The organism is Paraburkholderia sp. HC6.4b, assembly GCF_014200875.1.
Taxonomy (GTDB): domain Bacteria; phylum Pseudomonadota; class Gammaproteobacteria; order Burkholderiales; family Burkholderiaceae; genus Paraburkholderia; species Paraburkholderia tuberum.
Window position 1 is genome coordinate 368,596 of record NZ_JACHDC010000001.1, and the last position, 24,526, is coordinate 393,121.

Sequence of the window (24,526 nt, forward strand, 5' to 3'; positions counted from 1 at the left end):
TTCAGTTGGTCGCAGGAATGCACCGAGGCACGCCGAGCGAAGACGGCTCGCCGACAGGCCGCGGCCGCCGCGATGTTCGGCGCCACTCGTCGCATCGGCTTACGCCACGCCCAGGTCGCGAAGCGCAGCGATCTCCGAATCGCTGTAGCCGACCTCGCGCAGAACCTCGGTCGTGTGCTCACCGATCGTCGGCGGACGCGATTCGATCGTTGGCGGCGTGCGCGACAAAGTGGTGGGCGACAACACGATCGGCGCGGAACGCGAAAGCCCCGGATAATCGACCCAGTCGAATGCCTTCGATGCTCGGACCACCGGATCGTCGAGTGCTTCGCGCGGCGAATAGACCGGGCCGGCCGGAATCTTGGCCTTCTCCAGCGCGTCGAGCGCCTCCGCGCGGTTGCGTGCCGCGCACCACTGCGACATCATCTCGCTCAATATCTGCCCGTTCTCACCACGGCTCACATCGTCACTGAAGCGCGGATCGTCGATCAGTTCGGGGGCGCCGACCATGTGCGCCCATCGCTTGAACGACGATTGTCCGATCACTTGCGCGATGATCCAGCCATCCGCGGTACGGAAGATATCCGATGGCCCATAGCTTGGGCTGCGATTGCCGGTTGCTTGCCTATCGAGGCTCAAAACCGATTCCTCGATTAGTACGCCGCTCGCGAAGGTTAATGCCGTCTGCAGCAGCGAGCCTTCCACGACCTGCCCCTTGCCGCTCTTGCGACGCTCGTACAGCGCCATGACCGTACCGAGCGCACATGACATGGCGGTCGCGAAGTCCACCACCGGCACCATCGCTTTCGCCGGGTTGTTGGGCATGCCTGACAGATACACCGCGCCGCTCATTGCTTGCCCCACCCCGTCGAATCCGACTCGATGCGCCGCATCCGCGTGCGTTCCGAATGCGGACGACGCCGTCAGGACGATATCCGGCTTGACCGCACACAAGGATTCGTAATCGAGGCCAAGGTTCGCCAGCGTCTTCGGCGGCATGTTCGCGACAACCACGTCCGCGGTGCGAATCAGCCGCTGCGCGACCTCTCGTCCCTGTGGGCAATCGATATCTAGCGTCAACGAGCGCTTGTTTCGATTCGACTGCAGAAAGACTGCCCCTTCGCCGCCCTCGGTCACCGGCATCACGAAGCGATCCTCGCTGCCGCCGATCCGGTCTATCCGGATCACGTCAGCGCCGAAATCCCCAAGCAGGGCCGCGCAGAACGGGCCGGCGATATAGCGCCCGAAATCGAGAACACGAATGCCTTCCAGAACCTTCGCCATCATTCGTTATCCTTTCTTATGCACAGCGCGCCGGGGAAACCGGCGTATCCACGGGAAATTCGGGCACACGCTTCTCGCGGAACGACTTCACACCTTCGCACACCTCGGCGCCCCCGAAGCCAAGCATTTCAAGCGCGAGGGACGCATCGAAAATCGGCCCCGCCTGACGCAGCCAGTTATTGAGCGCGTACTTGGTCCAGCGGGTTGCCGAAGGCGCGCCGCTCACGAGCCGCGTCGCGATCGACAGCGCCATCTCCTGCACGTCCGCGTCGTCCACCGCGACCGATACAAGCCCGATTTGCTCCGCCTTCTCGCCGCTCACGGGTTCACAGAGCATGAGGTGATATTTGGCCTTCGCCATGCCGCAGAGCAACGGCCAGATAATCGCCGCGTGATCGCCTGCGGCCACGCCCAGTCGCGTATGTCCGTCGACGAGGCGTGCCGAGCGGCCCGCGACCGAGATGTCCGCAAGCAGCGCGGCGACAAGACCGGCGCCGACCGCCGAGCCGTGAATCGCGGACACGATCGGCTTCGAGCAGTTGATGATGTTGTAGACGAGATCCTTGGATTCGCGCCACACGCGCACGCGTGCGTCGAACGAATCGATCATTTCTTCCACCATGTCGAAGTCGCCGCCGGCGGAGAACGATTTCCCCGCGCCGCATAGGATCACGGCGCCGACGCTCGCATCCTCATCGACGTCGCGCCACACCCGAGCCAGTTCATCGTGCCCGCGTGCGTCGAGCGCGTTGAGCCGCTCCGGGCGATTCAGCGTGATACGCAGGACCCCGCTCTCGGGACGATCGAACGCAAGACTCGAATAAGAGCCGTACGTGGACGTCTCCTTGTTGCTCTCAGACATACTTCCTCCTTATGTTTGACTCACCGATCGGCGCGACGTGATGCCGCCATCAACCGTGACGATCGTTCCCGATGTGTAGCTCGACTTACTGGACGCCAGGAAAACGAAGAGCTCCGCAATCTCGTCGACGGTCGCTGCACGGCCGAGCGGATAACCCTTGAGTAATTCGACGAAGCGCGATTCGTCGCCGAGCTCACGTTGCGCGTGGCCCTTCAGCACCTTCCTGACGCGCTCGGTTTCCACTGGGCCCGGATTCACGCCGACTACGCGAACGCCGTCGTCCGCGAGGCTACGGCCCCCCAGCGCGCGCGTGAATGCCATCAGCGCCGCATTACCAGTCGAACCGGCGATGTAGTTGAAATCGAAATTCTCTCCACCGTTGCCGATGTTGTTCAGAATCACACCGCGGCGACGCGCGGCCATTTCCGGATAAAGCGCGCGGATGAGGTTGATGTAGCCGAATACTTTCAGCTCCCAGCCGCTACGCCACTGCGCCTCGTCGACATCCCAAAGCGTGCCCGCCGGGATGCTTCCCGCGTTGTTGATCAGCACGTCGACGCCTCGTGCAAATTCGGCCACTCGCGCAATTGCGCCTTGCCCGGTCATGTCGATCGCGAGCACATCGACGTCAACGTCCCAGCTCGACACAATCTCTTGCGCCACCAATTCCAGTTTTTCAGCGCAGCGGGCCACGAGGCACAAGCGGCAGCCCTCTCGTGCGAAGGCCTTCGCAATGCCGGCTCCGATTCCTTGCGAAGCACCGGTAACGAGGACTGATCGCCCTTCAAGATCCAGTTTCATAGATCGCCTGCCTGAACACCGGGGGGCCGCATGCCGTGCTTCGAGCGCGGTCGAGATGCAGGTCAATCGTGTCCGCTGCACATGGAGACGTCAATGCGGGCGTCGACGTTGTTCCGTCCGTCGAAATGCGGGCGGCACGCCGCATTATCTCAACCGCGAAAACTGGGCTTACCGAGGTGGATAAGCAGGCACCGTGCGGTTTTTGAAGTACGGAATCATTGATCGGGCGATATTGACGCGCCAACCCGTCGACCGACACTGTTGATCCCGAGGCACGTATGGCGGCTCACGCGCGGCTAGACGATTTGTCGCTGAAGCAAAACAGGTACGATTCAAGGTCCGCAAAATTGAAAGCGGAGTGTTGGACACAAAGGAGGCACAGAGTGAAAGTATTGGTCCCGGTCAAGCGCGTGGTCGACGCGAATGTGAAGGTCGGCGTGAAGTCGGACGGCACGGGTGTCGACATTGCAAACGTAAAGATGTCGATGAATCCGTTCGATGAAATCGCGGTGGAAGAGGCAGTGCGACTGAAGGAAGCGGGCGTAGCGACGGAAGTGATTACCGTATCGATCGGTGTCACGCAGGCTCAGGAAACGCTGCGCACGGCGCTGGCAATTGGCGCAGACCGTGCGATTTTCGTCGAGGCGAATGCTGGCTTGGAACCGCTGGCGGTTGCCAAGGTGCTGAAGGCGCTAGTCGACAAAGAACAGCCGTCGCTGGTCATTCTCGGCAAACAGGCCATCGACGACGATTCGAACCAGACCGGACAGATGCTCGCGGCGCTCGCGAACCTGCCGCAGGCGACGTTCGCGTCGAAGGTGGTGGTTGCCGACGGTAAAGCGACGGTGTCGCGCGAAGTCGATGGCGGTGCCGAAACGCTGTCGCTGACGCTGCCCGCCGTGGTGACGACCGATCTGCGCCTGAACGAGCCGCGCTACGTGACGTTGCCGAACATCATGAAGGCGAAAAAGAAGCCGCTGGAAAGGCTCAAGCCCGAAGAGCTCGGCGTCGATGTCACGCCGCGTCTGAAAACGCTGAAGGTCGCCGAGCCGCCAAAACGCTCCGCCGGTGCGAAGGTGCCGGACGTGAAGACGCTGGTCGAGAAGCTGAAGACCGAAGCGAAGGTGCTGTGAGGAGACACGAGATATGACGAACCTGGTAATTGCAGAACACGACAACGCGTCGATCAAGGCCGCGACGCTGAACACGATCGCGGCGGCACAGAAGATCGGCGGTGACATTCACGTGCTGGTCGCGGGTCACAACGCGCAGGCTGCGGCCGATGCGGCAGCGAAGATCGCCAGCGTTTCCAAAGTGCTGCTCGCCGACGCGCCGCAACTCGCCGCGGGCCTCGCGGAAAACGTCGAAGCGACCGTGCTGGACATCGCGAAGAACTACACGCACATCCTCGCGCCGGCCACTGGGTACGGCAAGAACATCGCGCCGCGTATCGCCGCGAAGCTCGACGTCGCGCAGATCAGCGACATCACAGCAGTGGATAGCGCCGACACGTTCGAACGCCCGATCTATGCGGGCAACGCGATCGCGACGGTTCAGTCTCAGGATCCGGTCAAGGTCATCACCGTGCGCTCGACCGGCTTCGACGCAGTCGCCGCCGTTGGCGGCAGCGCAGCAGTCGAGAAGATCGAGGCGGCAGCCGACGCGGGCATCTCGCAGTTCGTCAGCCGCGAAGTGACGAAGCTCGATCGTCCGGAACTGACGAGCGCGAAGATCATCGTGTCGGGTGGCCGGGGTCTGGGCAGCGGCGAGAACTACACGAAGGTTCTGGAACCTCTCGCGGACAAGCTCGGCGCGGCGCTCGGCGCATCGCGCGCGGCCGTCGATGCGGGCTTCGTGCCGAACGACTATCAGGTCGGCCAGACAGGCAAGATCGTTGCGCCGCAACTGTATGTCGCGGTCGGCATCTCGGGTGCGATCCAGCATCTGGCCGGCATGAAGGACTCGAAGGTCATCGTCGCGATCAACAAGGATCCGGAAGCGCCGATTTTCAGCGTCGCCGATTACGGCCTCGTCGGCGACCTATTCACGCTCGTACCGGAACTGACAGCAGCGCTATAAAGGCGTAAGCAGCCCTACGACCGGACCCTTATTGCAAACAATTTAGGTCCGATATCAGGGCTCGCAGTCGACGTCCACAAGAAGTTCGGTCAGCCTGACGGCGGCGGACTTCAATTCCGGAATGACTCGTTTCCGAATCGCCATCATGTCCGGAACCAATTCCACCGCCCCGCAGTTCAGCGTCATCAATGTATGCGATCGTCCGATCACCAACGGAAGCGCGATCCCGTACGCGTTTCGCTGGTACTCGCCGACCGCCATGCACACTCCTGATTCTCGGAGATCGTCGAATGCGGTGTCGAGATTCTTGCGGACAACATCCGCATGGTCGCCGGCCGCCTCCAACAGTTCCGCGATGAGCGGTTCACGCTCAGCCTGCGGGAGCGCATACAGGTAGGCACGGCCGACCGCCGTCGATTCTATCGGGAGCAGCGATCCGACTCCCAGCCGCAGCGTCGCGATCTTGCCGCTCGCGCGCCATGCGATATACAGCATGTCGAGATGGTGCGGAATGGCCAGCGCGACGGACAAATCCAGCTTGTCGGCCAACTTCTGCATGACCGGATTGACGATGCGCGTCATCGGATTCGCCTCCAGATAAGCATGGCCGATGCTCAAAGCGCCCGCGCTCAATTCAAACTGACGTCCGCCGCCTACCCTGCGAAGATATCCGACCGAGATCAGCGTCGTCGTCAAGCGAGACACGGTCGCCTTCGGAAGTCCGGTGCGTCGGACCAGTTCGGCGTTGGACAGCGGCGAACGCGCGGCGCGGAAGGCGCACAGCACCTCGAGTCCGCGTTCGACGGTCAACGTGATGTTTCTTTGCGCGTCCGTAGTAGTCATGTTCGCCTCAGTCCATCAAAACCGCTTGTTCCTGCAGAGATTGAGCCGCGGCAACCAGCCGAGGGCCCAGTTCCCGCTCGACGCGAGCACGCCCGAGCTTGACGCTCCTGCCAATACACGCAAGCACGAGCGGCGTATGGTCCTGAATGATCAACGGCGCGGCCAGAATTGTCAGATCCGGCTCCCATTCGCCGAGCGACATGCAATAGCCGACGTTGTGCACCTGCGAGATTCCTTCACTGATCCGCCGTCGCAGATGAGGCCAGTCCCGTCCGGCTTTCCTTTCCACGTTGCCGAGCAGATAAAAGCGCTCAAGTTCCGGCAGAGCAGCAAGCAACGCCCAGCCCATTGGCGACGACGCAATGCGCAGACGCGTGCCTGCGCCCAGCTTGAGATCCAGGGACGCCGGTTTGCTCGCACAGGTTTCGAGCACGATCACGTCGAGACGATCGCGCGTGCCCAGCACGACGTACGTCTCGCTCGCGTTTGCGAATGACTGCATTTCGAGCCGTGCAAGAAGCTGAACATTCGAGTGTGCGATGGCCGCATAACCCAGTGACAAAACCGGCGCCGCAAGCCGGTACTTTCGATGCTCCGGTGAATAGCGCAAGTAACCTAGCGCGACGAGAGAGCGGAGCATGCGCGAAACCGTCGGCGCGGGAATGCCTGTCTCGTGCACGAGCTCCTGATTTCCGAGCCACGGCTCCTGTGGCGTAAATGCCTCCAGGATCGCGAGACTTCGGGCAAGCGGCACAATCATCGTCCGCTCGCTGCGTCCTCTTTCCCCAACTTTGCCGCCTTCGATCGATACCGCTTCCCAGCGGGCGACTTCCCGCCCGGAAAGGGACGAAATATCCTGCTTTGCTTGCGACGACATCGATCGCTCCGTTTGTGTTACGTGGCCTTCGACACGGCAATGATCTGCTCACTCGGATCGATGGCGCTGGCATTTGATACCTGATCCGCCCCTCAACCTTCTTATGTGTCCGATGTCATGAATTACAGGATCTCGCCTCGGCGGCGTCAACCAAACGGGCATCGCGTTCCGTACTTTGAAATGAATATTCTAATGAAGATATGGCAACTATGCAGGAAAACCCTTGAGTTAAGCCGAAAAGCGGGTGGGGATCGGTTGGCAACTGGCACCCACAGTACGGAACGCGACACCCGTATTGGTGTTCGATCGCCTCGCCCACCGACGACGCGCGTTTAGGCGATCTCGGCCTCGCATCGTCGATTCGCCTACCGGGGCAATCAATGGGCTTTGGTCAGTGGGTACCTGAAGAAACCGATGAATAGCATGCCAACGAGTCACGAGTTATCGTGCAGGTCTTCGTGACATGAATCTTTGGCAAATGCACGAGCGTCCATTCGCTTTCATGGCGCGGTGACAATCTCGCTGCGCCGAACATGGAGCGGCTTGCGCCGTTATTTCTCCGGCGCCAGCCGCACCGACTACGCGACGCGCATTGTCACGCGACGCGGAAACGGCGGGAAGACTTGCCACGCTCCATCGTCGTGTTGAAAGAAGCAGATCGCGACCTGTCCCGTCGGCACCCGGGCTTCGATCTTCACACATCGTTTGCATTCGGTGCGCCGAAACGAGCGCACACGAAACGGGATCGCTCTATTCGGGGTCAACCATCGTTCCACTGCATCGCGCAATGAGTTCCGCGCCGTGTCCATTTGTGCCTCCTAGCCATATCGTGCCGCCCTTCGCTCGCTTCGTCGACTACGCCTTCGCTTCGCGCAGCATGTTGCGGGCAATGACCAGTTGCTGAACCTGGGTGGTGCCCTCGAAAATCCGGAACAGGCGTACGTCCCGATAAAACCGTTCAATCCCGTACTCGCTCATGTAACCCGCGCCACCGTGAATCTGAACTGCACGGTCCGCAACGCGTCCGCACATTTCAGAGGCGAACAGCTTCGCGCACGACGCCTCGGTGCTCACGCTTTGCCCGTCATCGCGGCGGCGCGCGGCGTCAAGCACCATGCAACGCGACGCGTAGAGTTCGGCCCGGCTATCCGCGAGCATGGCCTGCACCAACTGGAATTCGCCGATCGGCTGACCGAACTGCTTGCGTTCGATCGCATAGAGCAACGCGTCGTCGAGCATTCGCTGCGCGACGGCCACGCAAATCGCCGCGATGTGGATCCGACCCTTGTCCAACACCTTCATCGCAGTCTTGAACCCCTTCCCTTCGACGCCGCCGATCAGGTTCTCCGCAGGGACGCGGCAGTTCTCGAAGATGACGTCGCACGTGTGCGAGCCGCGTTGCCCCATCTTCTTGTCACGCTTACCGAAGCTCATGCCCGGCGTGCCCGCTTCTACGATGAAGGCCGAGATGCCGCCTGCCCCTTTGTCTTCCGGGTTGGTGCGCGCCATCAGCGTGAAGATGCCGGCCTGCGGTGCGTTTGTGATGTAGCGTTTGGTGCCGTTGACGACGTAGTGATCGCCGTCGCGAATCGCGGTCGTACGCAGCGATGCGGCATCGGAACCTGCCTCAGGCTCGGTCAATGCAAACGAAGCGATGATCTCGCCGGTCGCCAAACGCGGCAGATACCGCGCCTTCTGCTCCTCGGTGCCGTCGAAGAGAATGCCCTGCGAGCCGATGCCGACCGTGGTGCCAATCAGCGAGCGAAACGCCGGCGATGCGCGGCCCAGTTCGAACATCGCCAGCACCTCTTCTTCCATCGTTAGCTGGAGGCCGCCGTACGACTCAGGGATCGTCAGGCCGAACAGGCCCATGGTCTTCATATCGTCGACGACGTCTTGAGGAATTTCGTCGGTGTCGGCCACGCGTTGTTCATTGGGGATCAGACGCTCACGTACGAAGCGCGCAATGTTGTCGCGCAGTACGTTCATCGTTTCGATATCGCGAATCATGGTTCCTTGTCTCTCCGGATACTTCGTCATGCAGTCATCGTGCGAGCCGGCACAGTCGAGCGTCAACGGCCTTCGTCGAGATGTTCCGTACTTTGAATCAGCCAGTACGCCCTTCAAGTGGACGCATCCTCCTGTTCTTCTTATCCATCCCGCGCCCATGACAGCCCGTGTGTTTCGAAGTACGGAATGTCATTTCCCGTCGCGTTGACAGCGTTCGGCCGCGGCCCGCATTCTGAGTGCTGGTTGATCGGATTTCCGAACGCATCGAAGTTCACGCAGGCAGACGTGGTTAATCAACCTTGTGTGCCGGCATGCACCAGCAGAATGGAGACACTCATGACAGGCAACAACATGATGGAAGGAAAGGTCGTCATCGTGACAGGCGCGGGTGGCGGCATCGGTCGCGATATCGCGCTACTGATGGCGCGCTATGGCGCACGTGTGGTCGTCAACGACATCGGCGCCTCACTCGAGGGCACCGGACACGATAGTTCGCCGGGCGAACGCGTCGTAGCCGAAATTCGCGCGGCTGGCGGTGAAGCGGTCGCCAACGCCGACAGCGTCGCGGACAACGGAGCCGGCACGCGCATCGTCACGCAAGCGCTGGACACGTTCGGCCGCATCGACTGCATCGTGAACAACGCCGGCATTCTGCGCGACCGCTTCTTCCACAAGATGTCCGATGAAGAATGGGATGCGGTGCTCAAGGTCCATCTGTACGGTACCTTCAATCTAAGCCGCGCGGCCGCGCCGCATTTCAAGGATCAGGAGAGCGGCGCCTTCGTGCACATGACGTCCACCTCGGGCCTGATCGGCAACTTCGCGCAGGCCAATTACAACGCCGCGAAGATGGGCATTGCCGGGCTCTCGAAGTCGATCGCGCTGGACCTCGGCAAATTCAATGTACGATCGAACTGCATCGCCCCGTTCGCATGGAGCCGCATGGTGAGTTCGATTCCGACCGACACGCCCGAACAGGCGGCCCGCGTCGAAAAGATCAAGCAGATGACGCCGGCGAAAATTGCCCCGCTCGCTGTGTATCTGGCGAGCAACGGTTCCCGCGATGTCAACGGCCAGATCTTCACCGTGCGGAACAACGAGATTTTCCTGATGAGCCAGCCGCGCCCCATCCGCTCGGTGCACCGCAGCGATGGCTGGACGCCGGAATCGATCGCCGAGCACGGCATGCCGTCACTGAAGGCGTCGTTCGTTCCGATGGATCGCTCCGGCGATGTGTTCAGCTGGGACCCTATCTGACCTGATCGCCTGGGACTGGTCGCATCAAGAAACGGAGGCAGAGTTGGCGATCGATTATCAGACTTTGAAGAACTGGCCGTTCGGCGATGTCGAACACACCTACACCGAGCGCGATAGTGCGCTGTATGCGCTCAGCGTGGGGTTCGGGTTTGCCCCGCTCGACCGCCGCGCGCTCAGATTCACTTATGGGCCCGAGTTGTCGGTTGCTCCCACCATGGCTGCCGTATTGGGCTTTCCTGGTCAATGGATGAGGCAGCCTGAAAGCGGCATCGACTGGGTCAAGGTCGTGCACGGCGAGCAACGCGTACGACTGTTTCGTCCCCTGCCTGCAGCCACGACGATCATCGGCCGGACTCACGTCAAGGCAGTCGTCGACAAAGGCGAAGGCAAAGGTGCGCAGGTGTTGATGGAGCGGGACGTCATCGACAAGAAGACCGGCCAACTGCTGGCAAAGGTCGAGCAGTTGAACTTTTGCCGCGGGGACGGGGGGTTTTCCGCTCGCGGGCAACCAAGCGACCCGCCTCTTTCTCCGCCTTCGGCCGTGCCCGAAACGGAGCCTGACATCGTCTGCGATTTGCCGGTTTATCCCAATGCCGCGCTGCTTTATCGATTGAACGGGGATCCGAATCCGCTTCACGTGGACCCAGAAGTTGCGCGCGCAGCAGGCTTCGAGCGTCCCATTCTGCATGGTCTCGCAATGTATGGCATTGCCGGTCATGCGATCCTGCGCAGCGTTTGCGAATACGAGGCGGCAAGACTCAAGATGCTATACGCGCGTTTTTCCACGCCGATATTCCCCGGAGAAACGGTTCGCGTGGAAATGTGGTTGCCAGCCGGTACGGGAAAGCCTCTACACTTCCGGGCACGTGCGTTGGAGCGCGACGTCGTGGTGCTTAACAACGGCGAAGCAGAAATACTTTGACCGTGAGCGTGGTCTGGAAGCCGCCCCAGCACGAAACGCAGCAATGGGCGAACCACGCTTCTAATAGATCATGCCTAAGTGCGGTCGAGGACGATCGTCGATGCGCGAGGCGCTGTGTCTCACTGTACAGGAAGCCATCTGCGTCGCGGCGTCCATCGCGCGTTGCGTAGCGCGAGTTGGCATCAAGGCTGCATGCCTCACCGGACTATTTCGAGAGCCCGCTCGATCTGGATCGTCATCGCAAAGCCGAAGGGCGCCGGGACGGCTCGACAAGACTGTCCTGGCGAACCTCATCGAGCCTTCCAGGACACTTTGTCAGCTCATTCAGCAGCCAACGCTTGCGTATCGAGCGAAAACCGACCCTCCGTCGCCTGAATCACCTTCCACAACTGGTCCGGGATCGCTAACTCCGGCAGTCGCGACATATCCGGTGCGGTGGCAATGTCCGCCGCCCGGCGTAGACCACATTCAATCTGTCACTGTTTCGACAGTAAATGTGTCACAACGCTCGGCCGGTTGCGAATCGTCGGTCTCGGCCACACTCTGCTGGACGCCGCGCTACGATGCTCCCCGCCACAGTGCAAAGCGCATGAGACGTAGTCGGTCATCTACGGCCGACCGTATCGCGTCCAAACTGACACTAGGCGTCCGCTCCGGTCGCGCCAAACTTTCATGCCTCATGACGGCGCAACCGATTTTTCGGTTCGTCCCCGCAATCTAGGAGTGAATCAATGCTGCGGCGTTTTGGCGAGAGCCACGCACCTATTGCAGGATCAGCGCATGTTGCCTGGAAAGCTGTTCCCGAAAACGAACCGCGTAGTCGGCGCCCACCGCTGCTGCAACGCTGGGTCGGGACATCAACGTTTGTCGCCACTTCTCAATCTTCGGAGCGTATTCAAAAAATACTGTCGTACGATCCGCAGGGAGACAATCGAAAAAACGACTCAGTGGGGCCATGGCAGCGTCAACCATGCTGAAAAACTTGCCATTGAAGTACGGTCCAGAGGAAGCTTCGCCCTCTATCTGACCGATCTTTGCACGGAATGTGGTCTTTTTGCTTTCGAAAACTTCCATATCGTTCGCGTTGAGCATCAGCCAGACGTCCGCGTACATCGATGAGATGTACTCCGCCCATGCTCGATCGCGCGCGCGGTCAAAGGCATTTGATGGGTGCATCGGCGTACCTTCCTGCGACTCTTCAAGGAACTCGCATATCACCGTGGTTTCGAAGAGAACAGCTTCACCACCGTCGGGGCGCGACGCGATCAAAAGAGGTACCTTGCCGGTTGGAGATTTTTTCAGAAACCATTCGGGTTTCTCTGACAGATCAACGTTGATCCGATCAAATGCTATGCCTTTCTCCCCAAGCACGATTGCGGCACGTTGGACGAAAGGGCACAGGTGATGGCTAACCAATGACAGCGCGTTCATTTCAGTATTGCTCCTCCAGGAGCTCGGTTTCCCCATCGTGAGGATGTAAAGGGACGGCGTGCTGGCCGGAGTTTGAGCTCCGGCCACCTTCCCGGACACTTTTCGTCAGCTCATTCAGCAACCACCGCTTGGGAATCCAGCGAAAACCAACCCTTCGCTGCCTGAATCACTTCCCACAGCTTGTCCGGAATCGTCAGTTCTGGCACTCGCGACGGATCCAGTGTGGTGGCAATCTCCGCCGCCCGGCCATCGCTCGCAAGCTCGACCCAATCCGGATTCATCACCAGCGCCTGTCCGATCGCGACCAGCGAAAGCCCCGATGCCAGGGACTTGCCGGCTTCATCAGGCGTGCGGATCAAGCCAGCTGCAACTAGAGGTATGCGGCCACCGACATGTTCAACAATCAACTCGGCGATCGTATGCTCGCCCGTATAGTCCAGCGGCCTCGCATTCGGGATGTCAAAGAGCGAGGCGTGGATGTAATCGACACCGCTCTCGATCAGCGCGTCAATCAGGACATAAGTGTCGTCCATCCGCAGTGCGCCTTCGCCGGGTTCTTCAGGTGACAAGCGATAACCGAGCAGGAAGGGCCGCCCGGCATGTTCCGCGATTACGCGCTGCACTTCACGCACGACCGCGAGTGGAAAGCGCATACGGTTTTCCAGAGAGCCACCCCATTCGTCGTGACGTTGGTTGAAAAATGGCGAAAAGAAGTTCTGAATGAGGAATCCATGAGCGCCATGCAATTCAACGCCATCGAACCCTGCCTCGATGGCGCGGCGTGTTGTCTCTCCAAACGCACGAATGATTTCCACGATTTCGTCGTGAGTGAGGACCTGACTGGTGACTTCGCCGTCGTTGAACGGACCAGGGGGCGCCTTTAGCGCGCTGGCACTGACCACCCGACCGTCCGGAACCAGATGCGGCACGGCCTTGTTGCCAGCGTGGAAGATCTGCAGGATTGCCGGCGCACCACCGCTTTTTGCCGCCTGCGCGAGACGGCGCAGACTCGGGATAAACCGGTCCTCATGAGCAGCGAATTCACCGGTAAACCCGATGCCGTTTGCCGTCACGTGGGTGCAGCCGGTCACAATCATGCCGACGCCTTCGGCTCGGGCGCGATAGTAGGCCACCTCCTGATCGGACACCGTGCCGTCGGCATTGGCGGACCAGGTCGTCATTGGCGCCATGACGGAGCGATTGCGAAGGGCAACGCCGTTCCCAAATGCAAACGGCTGGAAGAGTGGCGATGTTCGTTGCGTCATAAGAATCGATTTGATTATGATCAGCGACAACCAGCCGTGGCTACCGCGTAAGGTTCGAATGAACCTTTACCGGCGTCGGCGGACCGTGCGAGATCCAGTTGGATTGTTTGCAGAGAGCGGGCTTTCCCGGAGCTTGCGGATCGAGTACACCCGATAGTGCTTTCGGATGTACTCGGACCCGCAAGCTTCAGGGCAAGCAAGGCGCGGAAGTTAAAATACGGCGACGCGAGACCCTGCGGCGGTAAGGGTTCAGACCAGCTCGGCCAGCGCGGCCGCACTGAAACTGTTCAACTCGTCGTGTGCGCCGCCCAGCACTTTCGCTACCCACCGGGGATCGCCGAGCAGCGCACGACCCACCGCGATCAGGTCGAATTCCTCACGTTCCATACGCTGTACCAGGGCATCCAGGCTCGCCGGCGCCGCTGTTTCGCCGCTGAAGGAGGCCGTGAGATCGCTGCCCAACCCGACTGAGCCAACGCTGATCGTGGCCGCACCGGTGAGCTTCTTGGCCCAGCCCGCAAAGTTGAGGCCTGCGTCGCCGTCGATTTCGGGAAACTCCGGCTCCCAGAAACGGCGTTGCGAGCAGTGCAGGATGTCTACGCCGGCCTCGACTAGCGGAGTAAGCCACGCACCCATACGCTCGGGCGTGTCAGCCAGGCGCACCGAGTAGTCCTGCTGCTTCCATTGGCTAAGGCGCAGGATGATCGGGAAGTCTTCGCCCACGGCTGCACGCACGGCTTTCACCACCTCCGATGCGAAGCGCGAGCGCTCCTCGATGGTGCTGCCGCCATACCTGTCGGTGCGCTGGTTGCTACCGGCCCAGAAGAACTGGTCAATGAGATAGCCATGCGCGCCATGAATCTCGGCTACGTCGAAACCCAGACGTTTGGCATCCGCCGCCGCGCGCCCGTAAGCGGCGATGGTGTCGGCGATGTCCTCATCGCTCATCGCCTTGCCACGGCTGTCGCCCGGGCCGACCAGACCCGACGGGCTTTCCACGGGCACGCCCGGCTCCCATGCAGTCATCGGGCTTTTCAACGAGCCGACGTGCCAGATCTGCGGGCCCATCTTTCCGCCCGCGGCGTGGACGTCGTCGATCACCTGCTTCCAGCCGTTCAGTGCCGCCGTCCCGTGGAAAAGAGGGATGTTCGGGTCGTTGCTCGACGCGGGGCGATCGATCACGGTGCCTTCGGAAAGGATCAGGCCCACGTTGTTTTCGGCGCGGCGCCGGTAATAGGCCGCGACGTTCTCGCCAGGGACACCTTCGGGAGCGAATGAGCGCGTCATGGGTGCCATGACGATGCGATTTTTCAACGTCAGGGACTTGAGCTTGAACGGCTGGAACAACGGCGCGACTGAGAGCTTGTTCATGAGGGAAATTCCTGAAAATAATATTGCGTATCTATGTGATGCCATCTATGCGGTCAACGGTCGCACCGCGCCCGGGCCTGGCGCAAGCGCTCAGCCGAGCAGTGCACCAATAGCCTTGAAAACGGCAGCGCTATCCGGCGAGGAGAAGGTCTCGAGCAGACTCGTCGACAGCGTGAGCGTCGAGGAGATAACCGCGCCGGCCGCGCGCATCTGTTCGATGGCCGCAGATTCGGTGCGCTCGCTCCATCCACCGCAAGCGTCGATCATTACGTGCACTTCGTAGCCGGCGTTTCGTGCACCTAAAACAGCATTGAGGACAGCGATTTCGGTCAGGACACCGCCGACCACGAGCACCGGTCTCTTCAGCGCGCTGATATGTTGAGCGGACTCCGCGTGGCCAAATAGATGCGGCCCATTGCGGGTGACCATAGTCGCCGAAAGCCCGTCGACCTGAAGTTCGGGGATGAGCTTCGTCTCCGCGCCGGTCGGTATGGTCGAGATAAATGCCGGTGCTCCAAAATCCCTGGCTAGCGTCGCCAATGCGCCCACCGATGTTTGAAGGCGCTCCAGCGGCAGAGTTTTCGCTGCAGGGATGACGTCGATTTGGAAATCGAGAAATAGAAAGGCGATGTCTTGTGCTTTAGGCATGAAACTACTCCGTGAATCGCAACCGGGACGAAGCGGACTGGAACTCACCATGCCGGCGCGGGTTGAACAATCGCGCCGGACATAATGACGATTATTAGAGGAGCCTGCGCCACCCTGGAACACCTGTGCGATGGCGCGGTCCGCTTAACCGAGATGCTGCTTGAAGAAGCTAACGAGCTTCACGGAGGCGGGATCGACATACTCGGGCTTGTCGTACAGGTCGACATGTGACGCGCCCTCGATCCAGAACAGCTCCTTCGGCCCCTTTGCCTTCTCTATCGTTTCCACGCTGAAGCGCTGCGTATCAGCTTCGGTTCCCGCGATCATCAGAAGTGGTCGCGGAGCAATGAGATCGACCAGGGCATAGGAATCGTATTGCGCGATTTTGTCGACGCTGCGCGCGACCCACTGATTGGTCGAGTGGGGATGCTGGCCACGCGGTGTGCGATAGTAGTCGTAGGCCTCGCGGAACATGCTCTTCTCGGGGAAGAACTTTGCCTGCTCGTCGGTCGCCGGCACGATCTGCGCCATCCGGACCGGCTCGCCTTTCGCTTCGTTAGTGCGGTCGACAGCCGCCTCGTCGAGCTGCTTCTGCAGCACGTCCGGGCTTTGCTTTCCGTCCATGCCTTCACGCCAGAGGATGCCAACGCACGCGCCGACCACGGTGGCAACGGCCTTGATCCGGTGGTCGGTCTGGGCCGCGAACGGCACATAGCCACCCGAAGCGCAGATGCCGAGCGCGCCGATGCGTTGCGGATCAACTTCCGGCCGGATCGAGAGGTAAGAAACCGCACTCTTGACATCTTCGGCGCGCTGGATCGGATCTTCCAGCCCGCGAGGAGAGCCTTCGCTGTCACCCTGATAGGCCGCATCGAAAGTCAGAATGACGAAGCCCTGCTTGACCAGGCGCTCCGCATAGTTGGACGGGCTCTGTTCCTTCACCGAGCCCATGGGGTGGCCGATGACGATGCCCGGCAGGGGACCGGACGCGTTTTCGGGAACATAGAGATGGCCGGCAATGCTCAGGCCGCTGCTGGGGAATTTGACGTCGTGTCGCATGACAGATTTCCTTCGTGGTTGATCGGGTTAAGTAGGTATCGCGGGCGGCCTCGGGCAATGACTGACGACAGTTCGTCCAGAGGTTCCGCTACGCCTCGTCGGCCAGTGCACTTCCTGTTTCGTATCGGGCAACTGGCCGATTTGCACGATTTCGTGTTGCTAATTATTCTGAGAAGTCAGTCGAAACCGACACACTGCGCCACTCGTTGGCCAGTTCGCGGTCCCGGCTTGCGCGCGTGATCACGCCTTCGTAAGCATCGGTCCCGATAGCCAGACGCACCGGCGGCTCTTTCGACTGCACCAGCGCCACCACGACCTCGCCGAGCCTGGCGGGGTCTCCCGGCTGCTTGTAGTTCGCCCCGTCGAACGTGGCCTGAAGGGTTTTGCGATAAGCCTCGTAGTCCGGAATCAGGACGTCCCCGTGCAAAACCGAGGTGGCATCAAGGAAATCCGTACGGAAGGCACCGGGCTCGATCAGCGTCGCCTTGATGTCGAACTGCTTGAGTTCCCCGCTCAACCCTTCCGACCAGCCCTCCAGTGCGAACTTGGACGCACAGTAGATCGACGCCCCCGGCGTACTGAGAAGACCGCCGATAGACGACACTGTGAGCACATGGCCCGAGCGCTGCTCGCGCATAACCGGCAGGATCGCCCGGGTTACGGCGAACACGCCGAAGACGTTCGTGGCGAACTGCCTGTCGATTGCTGCGGCCGACAGCTGCTCGAATGCTCCCAGCTGACCGTAGCCGGCGTTGTTGACGAGTACATCAATGCGCGTGAACTTCTGGACAGCCCTGTCAACCGCGGAGCGGATCGAAAGCTCATCGGTGACGTCGAGCGGTAGCACCAGCAGTCGGTCTCCGGCGAGGACGGATTCGAGCTGTTCTGGTTTGCGCGCGGTGGCCACGACCCGATCTCCCGCCGCCAGGGCAGCACGGGCGATTTCAAGGCCGAATCCACGGCTGGCTCCGGTAATAAACCAGGTCTTCATTGGTGAGCCTCCCAAGGTCAAAGGGTCGAGCGGGTAATGGACTCGTTCTGCTTCCACGCATCAAGATGTTCCTGATAGCGCTTGCGCACGGAGTCGAGACCGTGCCCTACATACAGGCGCACAGGTGCGTGCTTCGAGCCCGCGATGGACACGATGGCTTCACTGGCGCCGTCGAGGTTCCCCGGCGTGTAGTCGAATATCGCGCCACGCAGCTCAGCGGCAGGGGCATAAGCCTCGATCCTCTGTGCCGGGGCTTCGGCCTTGCTGCCAAGCTCCGTTTCGAAGTAGCCAGGCTCGACAATCGTGACCATGACACCAAGGTGCGCAAGGTCGAAGGCGAGAGACTCGCTATAGCCCTCGATCGCGAACTTCGAGGCCGCGTATGCGGGTATGAGGGGCATGGCGATCACCCCAGCGGCAGACGAGAAGTTGAGGATGTGGCCCGAACCCCGCGCGCGCATGCCGGGCAGGACAGCACGGGTCACGGCCAGCGTTCCGAACACGTTGGTCTCGAACTGGTCCCTGACCTGGTCGATCGTATGTTCCTCGAGGGTGCCTCCAAGCACCTTGGCCGCCGCGTTCACGAGCACATCGAGCGCACCGAAGCGCTGCTCGCTGCTGGCAAGTGCCTCAAGGATGCTGGCTTCATCGCGCACATCCAGTCGCGTCACATGGACATTGGACAGCTTCGCGAAGCTGACGGGCGCCTTGTTGATATCCCGCATCGTGGCAGTAACGTTCCAGCCCTTTTCAGCAAACTTGTGGACGAGGTTTTCGCCAAACCCCGAGGCCGCGCCGGTAATGAGAACAGTCCTGGTCATTAAACTCTCCTGTGAATCAGATATTTGTTGCAGATCGTCTGCCGCCTCGTGCGGTCGGTGGAAAGCGCCCGCTGGGAATCTGGCGGACATGGCCTTCTCCCCGCGATGCCCGGCTCGCCACTTCCATCACGGGTAGCCTGCTCAAAAAGAACGGTGCGAGCACCGACACAGCTTCTTCAACAAACCTGCACACGTCGTACAGGTCCATATGATTGGCGCCGTCGACAACATGAAAAGATTTGTCTTTGCTTGCAGCACGATCGAACAGTTCTTCACTCATCCACCTGCTGCCCGCTTCACTGCCCGCAACGATCAACAGCGGTTGCGTCAGATAGATGTCGGCCAGGTGATAGGCGTCGTAGGTGACGATCTGGTTCAGGCTGCGTAGTGTGGCGAAACCCGGCGCCGTGGCGCACTCCGCGCGGACCGAGTGGTAGTACTCCCAAGCCTGACGCATCTCCTCGTTCGGGGCGTCCTGCTCCCGCAGGGGCGCAAGCGGCATCGTGGCCAAAGCCGCACCGCGGGCATCCATGGTTCGGGCGTTGGAGCCCGCTTCGATGTTTGGCAATGCGTCGATGGACTTTCCACTGTTGTCCCAGCCATTGCGGAACAGCGTACCGATGTTGACGGCACTCACGGTGCCGACGGCCTTGATCCGACGGTCCTGAATCGCGGCGCAGGCGGCATATCCGGCTCCCGCGCAGATGCCCATCGCCCCGAGGCGATTCATGTCGACGTACGGCAGCGTCGCCAGGTAATCGATCACCGCGCTGATGTCCTCGGTACGGATGTAGGGGTTTTCAAGCTGGCGCGGCTCGCCGGTACTCTCGCCCTGATAGGACGCGTCGTAGGCAATGGTCACGAAACCGTGCGCCGCAAGCTTCTTCGCATAGGTGCCCGCGGTTTGCTCCTTCACGCCGCCGCCCGGATGTGACACCACGATCGCCGGATACACACGGTTCTCGTCGAATCCTTCCGGAAAGTTGACCACCGCCGACATGGCGATCGCCTTGTTACACGAATTGGCGAACGTTACTTTGCCCACAATCAGGCTCCTCTTGATCTAGACCAGCGCTTCGGTTCAGGACCGACGCCATCCAATGTAGACCAGAAGGATTGGTTTGATTAGACGCCCAATATCGATGGGGCCTATCATGCCTGTGATAAATCAATTCGATGCGGGAGAAAACCTTATGCGGCGGGACGAGATCGCGGATCTAACGGTGTTCGTAGTTGTGGCAGAAGAGCGCAGTTTCACGAAGGCGGCCGCCCGCCTCGGTATGGCACAGTCTGCGCTTAGCCAAATCGTGCGTCGCACTGAAGAGCGCCTCGGCCTGCGCCTGCTCTCGCGCACGACCCGAAGCGTGGCGCCCACGGAAGCCGGTGAGCGGCTTCTCGCGACCCTCGGCCCCATGCTGCACGACCTGGACGCGGCAATCGCCTCATTGGGTGACCTGCGTGATCGTCCGTCTGGCACCATTCGGCTCACAACCGTGGAACACGCAGCCAAAACAATCCTCATTCCGGCAATGCGGCGGCTGCTTGTTGGAAACCCGGACATCAACGTCGAGGTCACAGTCGATTACGGGCTGGCAGACGTCGTGGCCGACCGCTTCGATGCCGGAGTACGCCTCGGCGGGGAGATCGCCAGGGACATGATCGCGATGCGGATTGGCCCCGACATTCCGATGGCGATCGTCGGTTCGCCGGAATACTTTCGCGACAGCCCAATGCCGACGTCACCGGCTCAACTGATCGACCACCGGGCCATCAATCTACGCCTGCCAACGTCGGGCACGGTAAACGCATGGCGACTGAAACGCGGAGGTCGCGAAGCACGTGTCCGGGTTGATGGTCAGCTTGTGCTGAATACCATCGATCTCATCCTTGATGCGGCGCTCGACGGCCACGGCCTTGCCTATCTGCCGCTCGACCAGGTCCAGCCCTGTCTCGACGCCGAGCGGCTCGTGAGGGTCCTGGGAAGGTTCACGCCCGACCTGCCGGGATACCATCTCTACTATCCCCACCGGCGCCATGCATCGCCTGCTTTCAGGCTTCTCGTGGACGCCTTGAGATATCGGGGATAAAGGGCAACAAGCCGTACGGCGGTCGCTACGTGCATCCGCTGGACTTTGCGATAACAATCGACGAACTATCTGCACACAGTTCGACAGCCGACTGGCGTTGACACGCGTGCGCTGCCGATGTGTTTGCGAAAATGTGGCGCCAGATCTGGCTATTAGGATAGGTTTTCCTACGTTAATAGTTCCCTATTCAAGCAGCTCCTAGTCTTCACGAAGGGGGCTGACATTCCGCCCGGACAACCGACTCGTGCCGGATCCAAGACAGAAGCTTTGGCTACCGAAATGACCTCTTATGAAGACACGGCCGCCTACATTAGGACTACGAACTAAATAGGAGGCCTGTCGCCCCTCCCGCTAATACAACAATTGCTGCCTGGGTTGGATTACCGCCGCTATGGATCGACAGCATGTGGTGCGGGCAACTGACAATGTCCGTAAAGCCACGCACAAACGGGAAATTGGCGCATCGTGGGTGGCCTTGATGGCGAGTGCACGGGCGGGCTGGCAATCGTCGAAGGCGACCTTGACCGAAACTTGACCAAAGCAGGCAGAAATTGCCCTCAAAAGGGCTTAAAGCATAGTCGGTTAGTGGACGACAGCCACTGCAAGTCATTGATTTAACTTAACTTTCCGCCCGTTTACCGCGAACGGGACTTTTAATCCGTTGGTCACAGCTTCGAATCCCGTACGGCGTACCAGCGATTATCTATTGGGAAAACCAAGGGACTGCGCAAAACGGGCCCCTGATCAATGACGCTCCTGAGACTTCAACCGAAGATTTCAAGCCCGTTCCTTTGCACGAGCTGAAGCCTACGCGCCACGATGCCACTGGACTTCTTGTCGTCTTGTCCGAATCCCTGTCGAATCGAACGTCGACGCCGGCGACCGGATGAAGCCTGTCACCAGGAATCTCCTTCGCCAGACGCGTTTCCACTTCCTGCCAGATCTGGCGCCTGGCAGATCGCCGCGGCAGTCGCGCTTCCGCATCTGAATCGATCACGTTGCATTCGTCAGTCAAACGTCTATATTTGGCAGATGAAACCTCGCTCCTGCCTGAGCCCATGTCTTGACCGGAGCAGGTTTATGCCGCAATGCGTGCCTGAAGGAGCGAATCATGGGTTGGCTGAAACTCGCGCTGATCGTCGCTATCGTCGTCGCTGTCGCAAAAGGCCTCCAGCTGTTCAACCGGCACTGCCGGCGCCGGTTCGGCCATTCCTTCTTTACAACACGCGGGTTCTGGCTCACCGCCATCGCGATCAATCTGCTCTGGTGGGGCTTCTATTTCTGGGGGAAAGCACACCTTCAGCACACGACAACATCCGACGGAATCGTCCTGATGGTCTTCGGGCTTGCCGCCGTTGCGTGGCTGCTGTACGAGAATATCCGCGACACCGATCTCGTCCACGGCATCGGTGGCTCAACGCTGCAACTGCTCCTGTTTTTTCCGCTCGCACTTTACAGCTTTCCGTTGCTGATCATGGGCATGGTTTTCGTGCTGGTCGCCTCGTACAAGGCGGGCCCCGCACTGCTCATGGATCGCTGACACCAGAACGTGAGTCGAAGCGCGGCGCCAGACGCGCTCAAACTGGCGCCGTTACCAATGTCAGAATGGTCCGACAGGGTCTTTCGACCGGTCCCCGCTGTAGATAATGAGTTCGCTGCGCGGCGCGGTATTTCCTACACCGCCAACGGTGTACTGGATATCGACGCATTCCATATCAAACTGCGCGAACAACGCCCTCATCGCCGGGTCGTTATTGAGCGTCAGGATCGCCCGCCCCGCAACCCGCCCAGCATTCCCGCCATACGCTCGTACTGTTCAAATTCAAACGGCAGGCCGCAGCCCTCTGTTTCCCAGTATGGGGGGCAAGATAGAAAAAAGTGTGTGGCCGATCGTATCGGTCCATGCAGGCATGCCAGTCCAGCTTTTCGATATACGCTCCCGACACCCTGAGATGGGCCGCCGAAAGCGTCCCCTCCAGGCGCAACAGATTGAGCCCCGGCGACGAGGTCGTCGCGGTACCGAAAGTCCGCCCTTCAACCCGGCCGCCGAATCAGTTCTGCTGGAGGTAGTAGAAGCGCGCTGCACGCTGGATGTCGGTCAGTGTGTGACTCTTCGAGGTGATGCTGCACCACGCGGTACAGGTTCACGAGCTCATCGTTCACGTCGTTCAGGACTTCGACCGCCGCGGGCGGCCGCATGAAGAAGAGCGCCGCTGCACCCGCGAAGACCTCAACGTAACAGCTGTGGGCCGGAAACCGCGGAATGAGTATGTCCGCGAGCCGCCGCTTGCCGCCTATCCACAGAATGATCGGCATCGCCATTCACATCTCCTCTGCTCACCGCTCCACGCGGACATCCAGGTCGTCCAGAAACAGTTCCTGCTGGGTCTCACCGCGGTCCGTGCGACGTAATCCACGCTCACGCATTGAGCTACGCCGACGTATTCCTTCATTCCGGCCGGTGCGTCCGGTGTCGGGCCGGTCGTGCTGGACCGGCATCGTCTGCACGAAGTCTGTGATCATTTCCGCCAGGCTCCGGTCATCAGCACTCTGCGAGCCAGCCATCGCGTGAACGACGCCTTGCCATGCTTCGAGCGGCCCAGCGTGTGCGTGCCACAAGGCAAGGCGGGTCGGCTCGTCCAGCCCCGATCGCCAGTAACGTGGTATTTCTCCGCGCGCGCTCAGATGCACGACAGCCTGTTTCGGATAGCGCCGCGTTTCGCCACGGGCGAGTCGCGGCGTCGCGTTTGCCTCAACGCCGTGCTCCCGCAACTGCCCGGCAAACCGTTCGCGCCAACGTTGCAGGTCCTTCCTGCGCGGGTTGAGCCGCCTGCCGTCCGGCCCGCGTACCTGCACGCTCAGATGCACGTGCGGGTGCGCTTCGTCATCGTGCGCCGCAAAGACATACCGTCTGCCGTCACCGAATTCCGCAGCCGCGAACGCGCGCGCGGCGTTGCGCACCGCCTGCCGGTCCGTCCCCGGTGGCATTGACAGCAAAACGTTGAACACCTCCCGCCTGCGGCTTTCCTCTGGAATACCCCATCCACCGAGGTGCCACGCATCCGCGAGATCGTGCAGCGCCTCGCGACCCAGCACGGTCATCCCGTCCTGGTCCTCGAGTTCCACCTTACCGTTGCGCGAGATGTAGCGCAGATGACGGCGCACAGCGCCCATGCCCTGCGCGCTCGACGTCTTGTTCGTGATCTTGACCATCACCTCGGGGATACGCCTGAGCGTGCGGGCGAGCTGCTCGCGCATGTGTCGCACATCCCGCTGGAGTTCGCCGCGCGACACACGCGGCGCCCGCACGTGCCGCAGCGGATCGTGAAAGAGCCGGTCACCCCAGTTCAGCAGCATCTGATCGACGTATGTCTTCGGAAAAGGCATGCTAGCGGCTCCAGCGATCGAGATTGGCGCGCAACACCAGCATGACTGCACGCAAGTGCGTATCGATCACGGCACGGGCGCCCTCGATCATGTGCGTCATGTGCGCCGCGTCGCGCGCATCACCATGCGCCTGCAACCGTCCGAGCAACGTCACGATCGTGGCCAGATGCTGGTTTGAATCTGCAAGCAGTCGCATCTCCCGCTCGCCCAGTTGCGGCTCGTGCACAAGCTGCGCGCGGATCACGGCAACCACCCAGCGGTTGACATTCAGTCCACTTGCCAATGCACGCTGTCGGGCCGCTTCGAGTTCCTCCTGTGTGAGGCGAACTTCGATGCGTTCGCGATGCCCGTCGACCGGAAAATGGCCTTCATGCCCGGCGAACCCGTCCGGCGACTCGTCCTGCCCCAGCACACCGTGGACCAGTTGCCGCACACCATCGGCCGCCGTGACGCCGTGAAGGATGCACCACGCCTCCCAGCGTGACTTCGCCGGCCCGAGATCCACACACAGTCGCATACGCGTGGTCATGC

At 60.8% G+C, this 24,526-nt stretch carries 22 protein-coding genes and 1 pseudogene; 6 read left to right on the forward strand and 17 right to left on the reverse strand.

The window, feature by feature from the left end:
* Positions 1-99: 99 nt before the first annotated feature.
* From HDG34_RS01565 to HDG34_RS01575, 3 genes are read right to left on the reverse strand one after another with little or no spacing between them, the layout of a single operon-like run.
* Positions 100-1,284, reverse strand: a complete 1,185-nt coding sequence (locus HDG34_RS01565; RefSeq protein WP_184057394.1) for a CaiB/BaiF CoA-transferase family protein — start codon at positions 1,282-1,284, stop codon at positions 100-102.
* A 16-nt stretch (positions 1,285-1,300) separates the two neighbouring features.
* Entirely contained in the window at positions 1,301-2,146 is an 846-nt protein-coding gene (locus HDG34_RS01570) for an enoyl-CoA hydratase/isomerase family protein (RefSeq protein ID WP_184057178.1), read from the reverse strand.
* A 9-nt stretch (positions 2,147-2,155) separates the two neighbouring features.
* A complete protein-coding gene (locus HDG34_RS01575; RefSeq protein ID WP_184057396.1) occupies positions 2,156-2,947 on the reverse strand; it encodes an SDR family oxidoreductase in 792 nt (263 codons plus the stop codon).
* 383 nt (positions 2,948-3,330) lie between these two features.
* Here HDG34_RS01575 and HDG34_RS01580 point away from each other — a divergent pair, with 383 nt between their 5' ends.
* Together HDG34_RS01580 and HDG34_RS01585 are read left to right on the forward strand one after the other, a co-directional pair.
* On the forward strand, positions 3,331-4,080 hold the full coding sequence (locus tag HDG34_RS01580) for an electron transfer flavoprotein subunit beta/FixA family protein (protein ID WP_184057180.1): 750 nt from the start codon (positions 3,331-3,333) through the stop codon (positions 4,078-4,080).
* 13 nt (positions 4,081-4,093) lie between these two features.
* The gene (locus HDG34_RS01585) at positions 4,094-5,026 is read left to right on the forward strand and encodes an electron transfer flavoprotein subunit alpha/FixB family protein (protein WP_184057182.1); all 933 of its coding nucleotides are present in this window, start codon (positions 4,094-4,096) and stop codon (positions 5,024-5,026) included.
* Between the two features lie 54 nt (positions 5,027-5,080).
* Here the strand turns inward: HDG34_RS01585 and HDG34_RS01590 are convergent, their stop codons facing one another.
* The 3 genes from HDG34_RS01590 to HDG34_RS01600 form a co-directional block, all read right to left on the reverse strand.
* A complete protein-coding gene (locus tag HDG34_RS01590; RefSeq protein WP_184057184.1) occupies positions 5,081-5,869 on the reverse strand; it encodes an IclR family transcriptional regulator in 789 nt (262 codons plus the stop codon).
* 7 nt (positions 5,870-5,876) lie between these two features.
* Complete coding sequence (locus tag HDG34_RS01595; RefSeq protein WP_184057186.1) at positions 5,877-6,746, reverse strand: IclR family transcriptional regulator; 870 nt, start codon at positions 6,744-6,746, stop codon at positions 5,877-5,879.
* Positions 6,747-7,601: 855 nt separating this feature from the next.
* Entirely contained in the window at positions 7,602-8,756 is a 1,155-nt protein-coding gene (locus HDG34_RS01600) for an acyl-CoA dehydrogenase family protein (RefSeq protein ID WP_184057397.1), read from the reverse strand.
* Positions 8,757-9,107: 351 nt separating this feature from the next.
* On the opposite strand from HDG34_RS01600, the gene HDG34_RS01605 reads away from it, so the two are divergent.
* Positions 9,108-10,013 carry an SDR family NAD(P)-dependent oxidoreductase gene (locus HDG34_RS01605; RefSeq protein WP_184057399.1) on the forward strand — a complete coding sequence of 302 codons (906 nt, stop codon included), beginning with the start codon at positions 9,108-9,110 and terminating at the stop codon, positions 10,011-10,013.
* Positions 10,014-10,056: 43 nt separating this feature from the next.
* Positions 10,057-10,935: a MaoC/PaaZ C-terminal domain-containing protein gene (locus tag HDG34_RS01610; RefSeq protein WP_184057188.1), complete on the forward strand. Its 879-nt coding sequence runs from the start codon at positions 10,057-10,059 to the stop codon at positions 10,933-10,935.
* Positions 10,936-11,697: 762 nt separating this feature from the next.
* Here HDG34_RS01610 and HDG34_RS01615 read toward each other — a convergent pair.
* The 8 genes from HDG34_RS01615 to HDG34_RS01650 all read right to left on the reverse strand — a co-directional run bounded on the left by HDG34_RS01615 (position 11,698) and on the right by HDG34_RS01650 (position 19,566).
* Positions 11,698-12,366, reverse strand: a complete 669-nt coding sequence (locus HDG34_RS01615) for a glutathione S-transferase family protein (RefSeq protein ID WP_184057190.1) — start codon at positions 12,364-12,366, stop codon at positions 11,698-11,700.
* Positions 12,367-12,476: 110 nt separating this feature from the next.
* The gene (locus HDG34_RS01620) at positions 12,477-13,631 is read right to left on the reverse strand and encodes an NADH-dependent flavin oxidoreductase (RefSeq protein WP_184057192.1); all 1,155 of its coding nucleotides are present in this window, start codon (positions 13,629-13,631) and stop codon (positions 12,477-12,479) included.
* Positions 13,632-13,880: 249 nt separating this feature from the next.
* Positions 13,881-15,002: an NADH:flavin oxidoreductase gene (locus tag HDG34_RS01625; RefSeq protein WP_184057194.1), complete on the reverse strand. Its 1,122-nt coding sequence runs from the start codon at positions 15,000-15,002 to the stop codon at positions 13,881-13,883.
* 90 nt (positions 15,003-15,092) lie between these two features.
* Positions 15,093-15,650, reverse strand: coding sequence for an isochorismatase family protein (locus HDG34_RS01630; RefSeq protein WP_184057196.1), 558 nt, complete (start codon positions 15,648-15,650; stop codon positions 15,093-15,095).
* Between the two features lie 144 nt (positions 15,651-15,794).
* Positions 15,795-16,709: an alpha/beta hydrolase gene (locus HDG34_RS01635; RefSeq protein WP_184057198.1), complete on the reverse strand. Its 915-nt coding sequence runs from the start codon at positions 16,707-16,709 to the stop codon at positions 15,795-15,797.
* A gap of 163 nt (positions 16,710-16,872) precedes the next feature.
* Complete coding sequence (locus HDG34_RS01640) at positions 16,873-17,700, reverse strand: oxidoreductase (protein ID WP_184057200.1); 828 nt, start codon at positions 17,698-17,700, stop codon at positions 16,873-16,875.
* A 17-nt stretch (positions 17,701-17,717) separates the two neighbouring features.
* Entirely contained in the window at positions 17,718-18,521 is an 804-nt protein-coding gene (locus HDG34_RS01645; protein WP_184057202.1) for an SDR family oxidoreductase, read from the reverse strand.
* Between the two features lie 16 nt (positions 18,522-18,537).
* A complete protein-coding gene (locus tag HDG34_RS01650) occupies positions 18,538-19,566 on the reverse strand; it encodes an alpha/beta hydrolase (protein ID WP_184057204.1) in 1,029 nt (342 codons plus the stop codon).
* Positions 19,567-19,675: 109 nt separating this feature from the next.
* Here HDG34_RS01650 and HDG34_RS01655 point away from each other — a divergent pair, with 109 nt between their 5' ends.
* Positions 19,676-20,608 carry a LysR family transcriptional regulator gene (locus HDG34_RS01655; RefSeq protein ID WP_311734716.1) on the forward strand — a complete coding sequence of 311 codons (933 nt, stop codon included), beginning with the start codon at positions 19,676-19,678 and terminating at the stop codon, positions 20,606-20,608.
* Positions 20,609-21,719: 1,111 nt separating this feature from the next.
* Positions 21,720-22,148, forward strand: coding sequence for a hypothetical protein (locus tag HDG34_RS01660; protein WP_184057206.1), 429 nt, complete (start codon positions 21,720-21,722; stop codon positions 22,146-22,148).
* A gap of 60 nt (positions 22,149-22,208) precedes the next feature.
* Here HDG34_RS01660 and HDG34_RS01665 read toward each other — a convergent pair.
* From HDG34_RS01665 to HDG34_RS01675, 3 genes and pseudogenes are all read right to left on the reverse strand, one after another.
* Positions 22,209-22,930: pseudogene (locus tag HDG34_RS01665) on the reverse strand (DNA adenine methylase).
* Between the two features lie 15 nt (positions 22,931-22,945).
* Entirely contained in the window at positions 22,946-23,995 is a 1,050-nt protein-coding gene (locus tag HDG34_RS01670; protein ID WP_184057208.1) for a relaxase/mobilization nuclease domain-containing protein, read from the reverse strand.
* A gap of 1 nt (position 23,996) precedes the next feature.
* A complete protein-coding gene (locus HDG34_RS01675; RefSeq protein ID WP_184057210.1) occupies positions 23,997-24,524 on the reverse strand; it encodes a plasmid stabilization protein in 528 nt (175 codons plus the stop codon).
* Between the last annotated feature and the right edge of the window lie 2 nt (positions 24,525-24,526).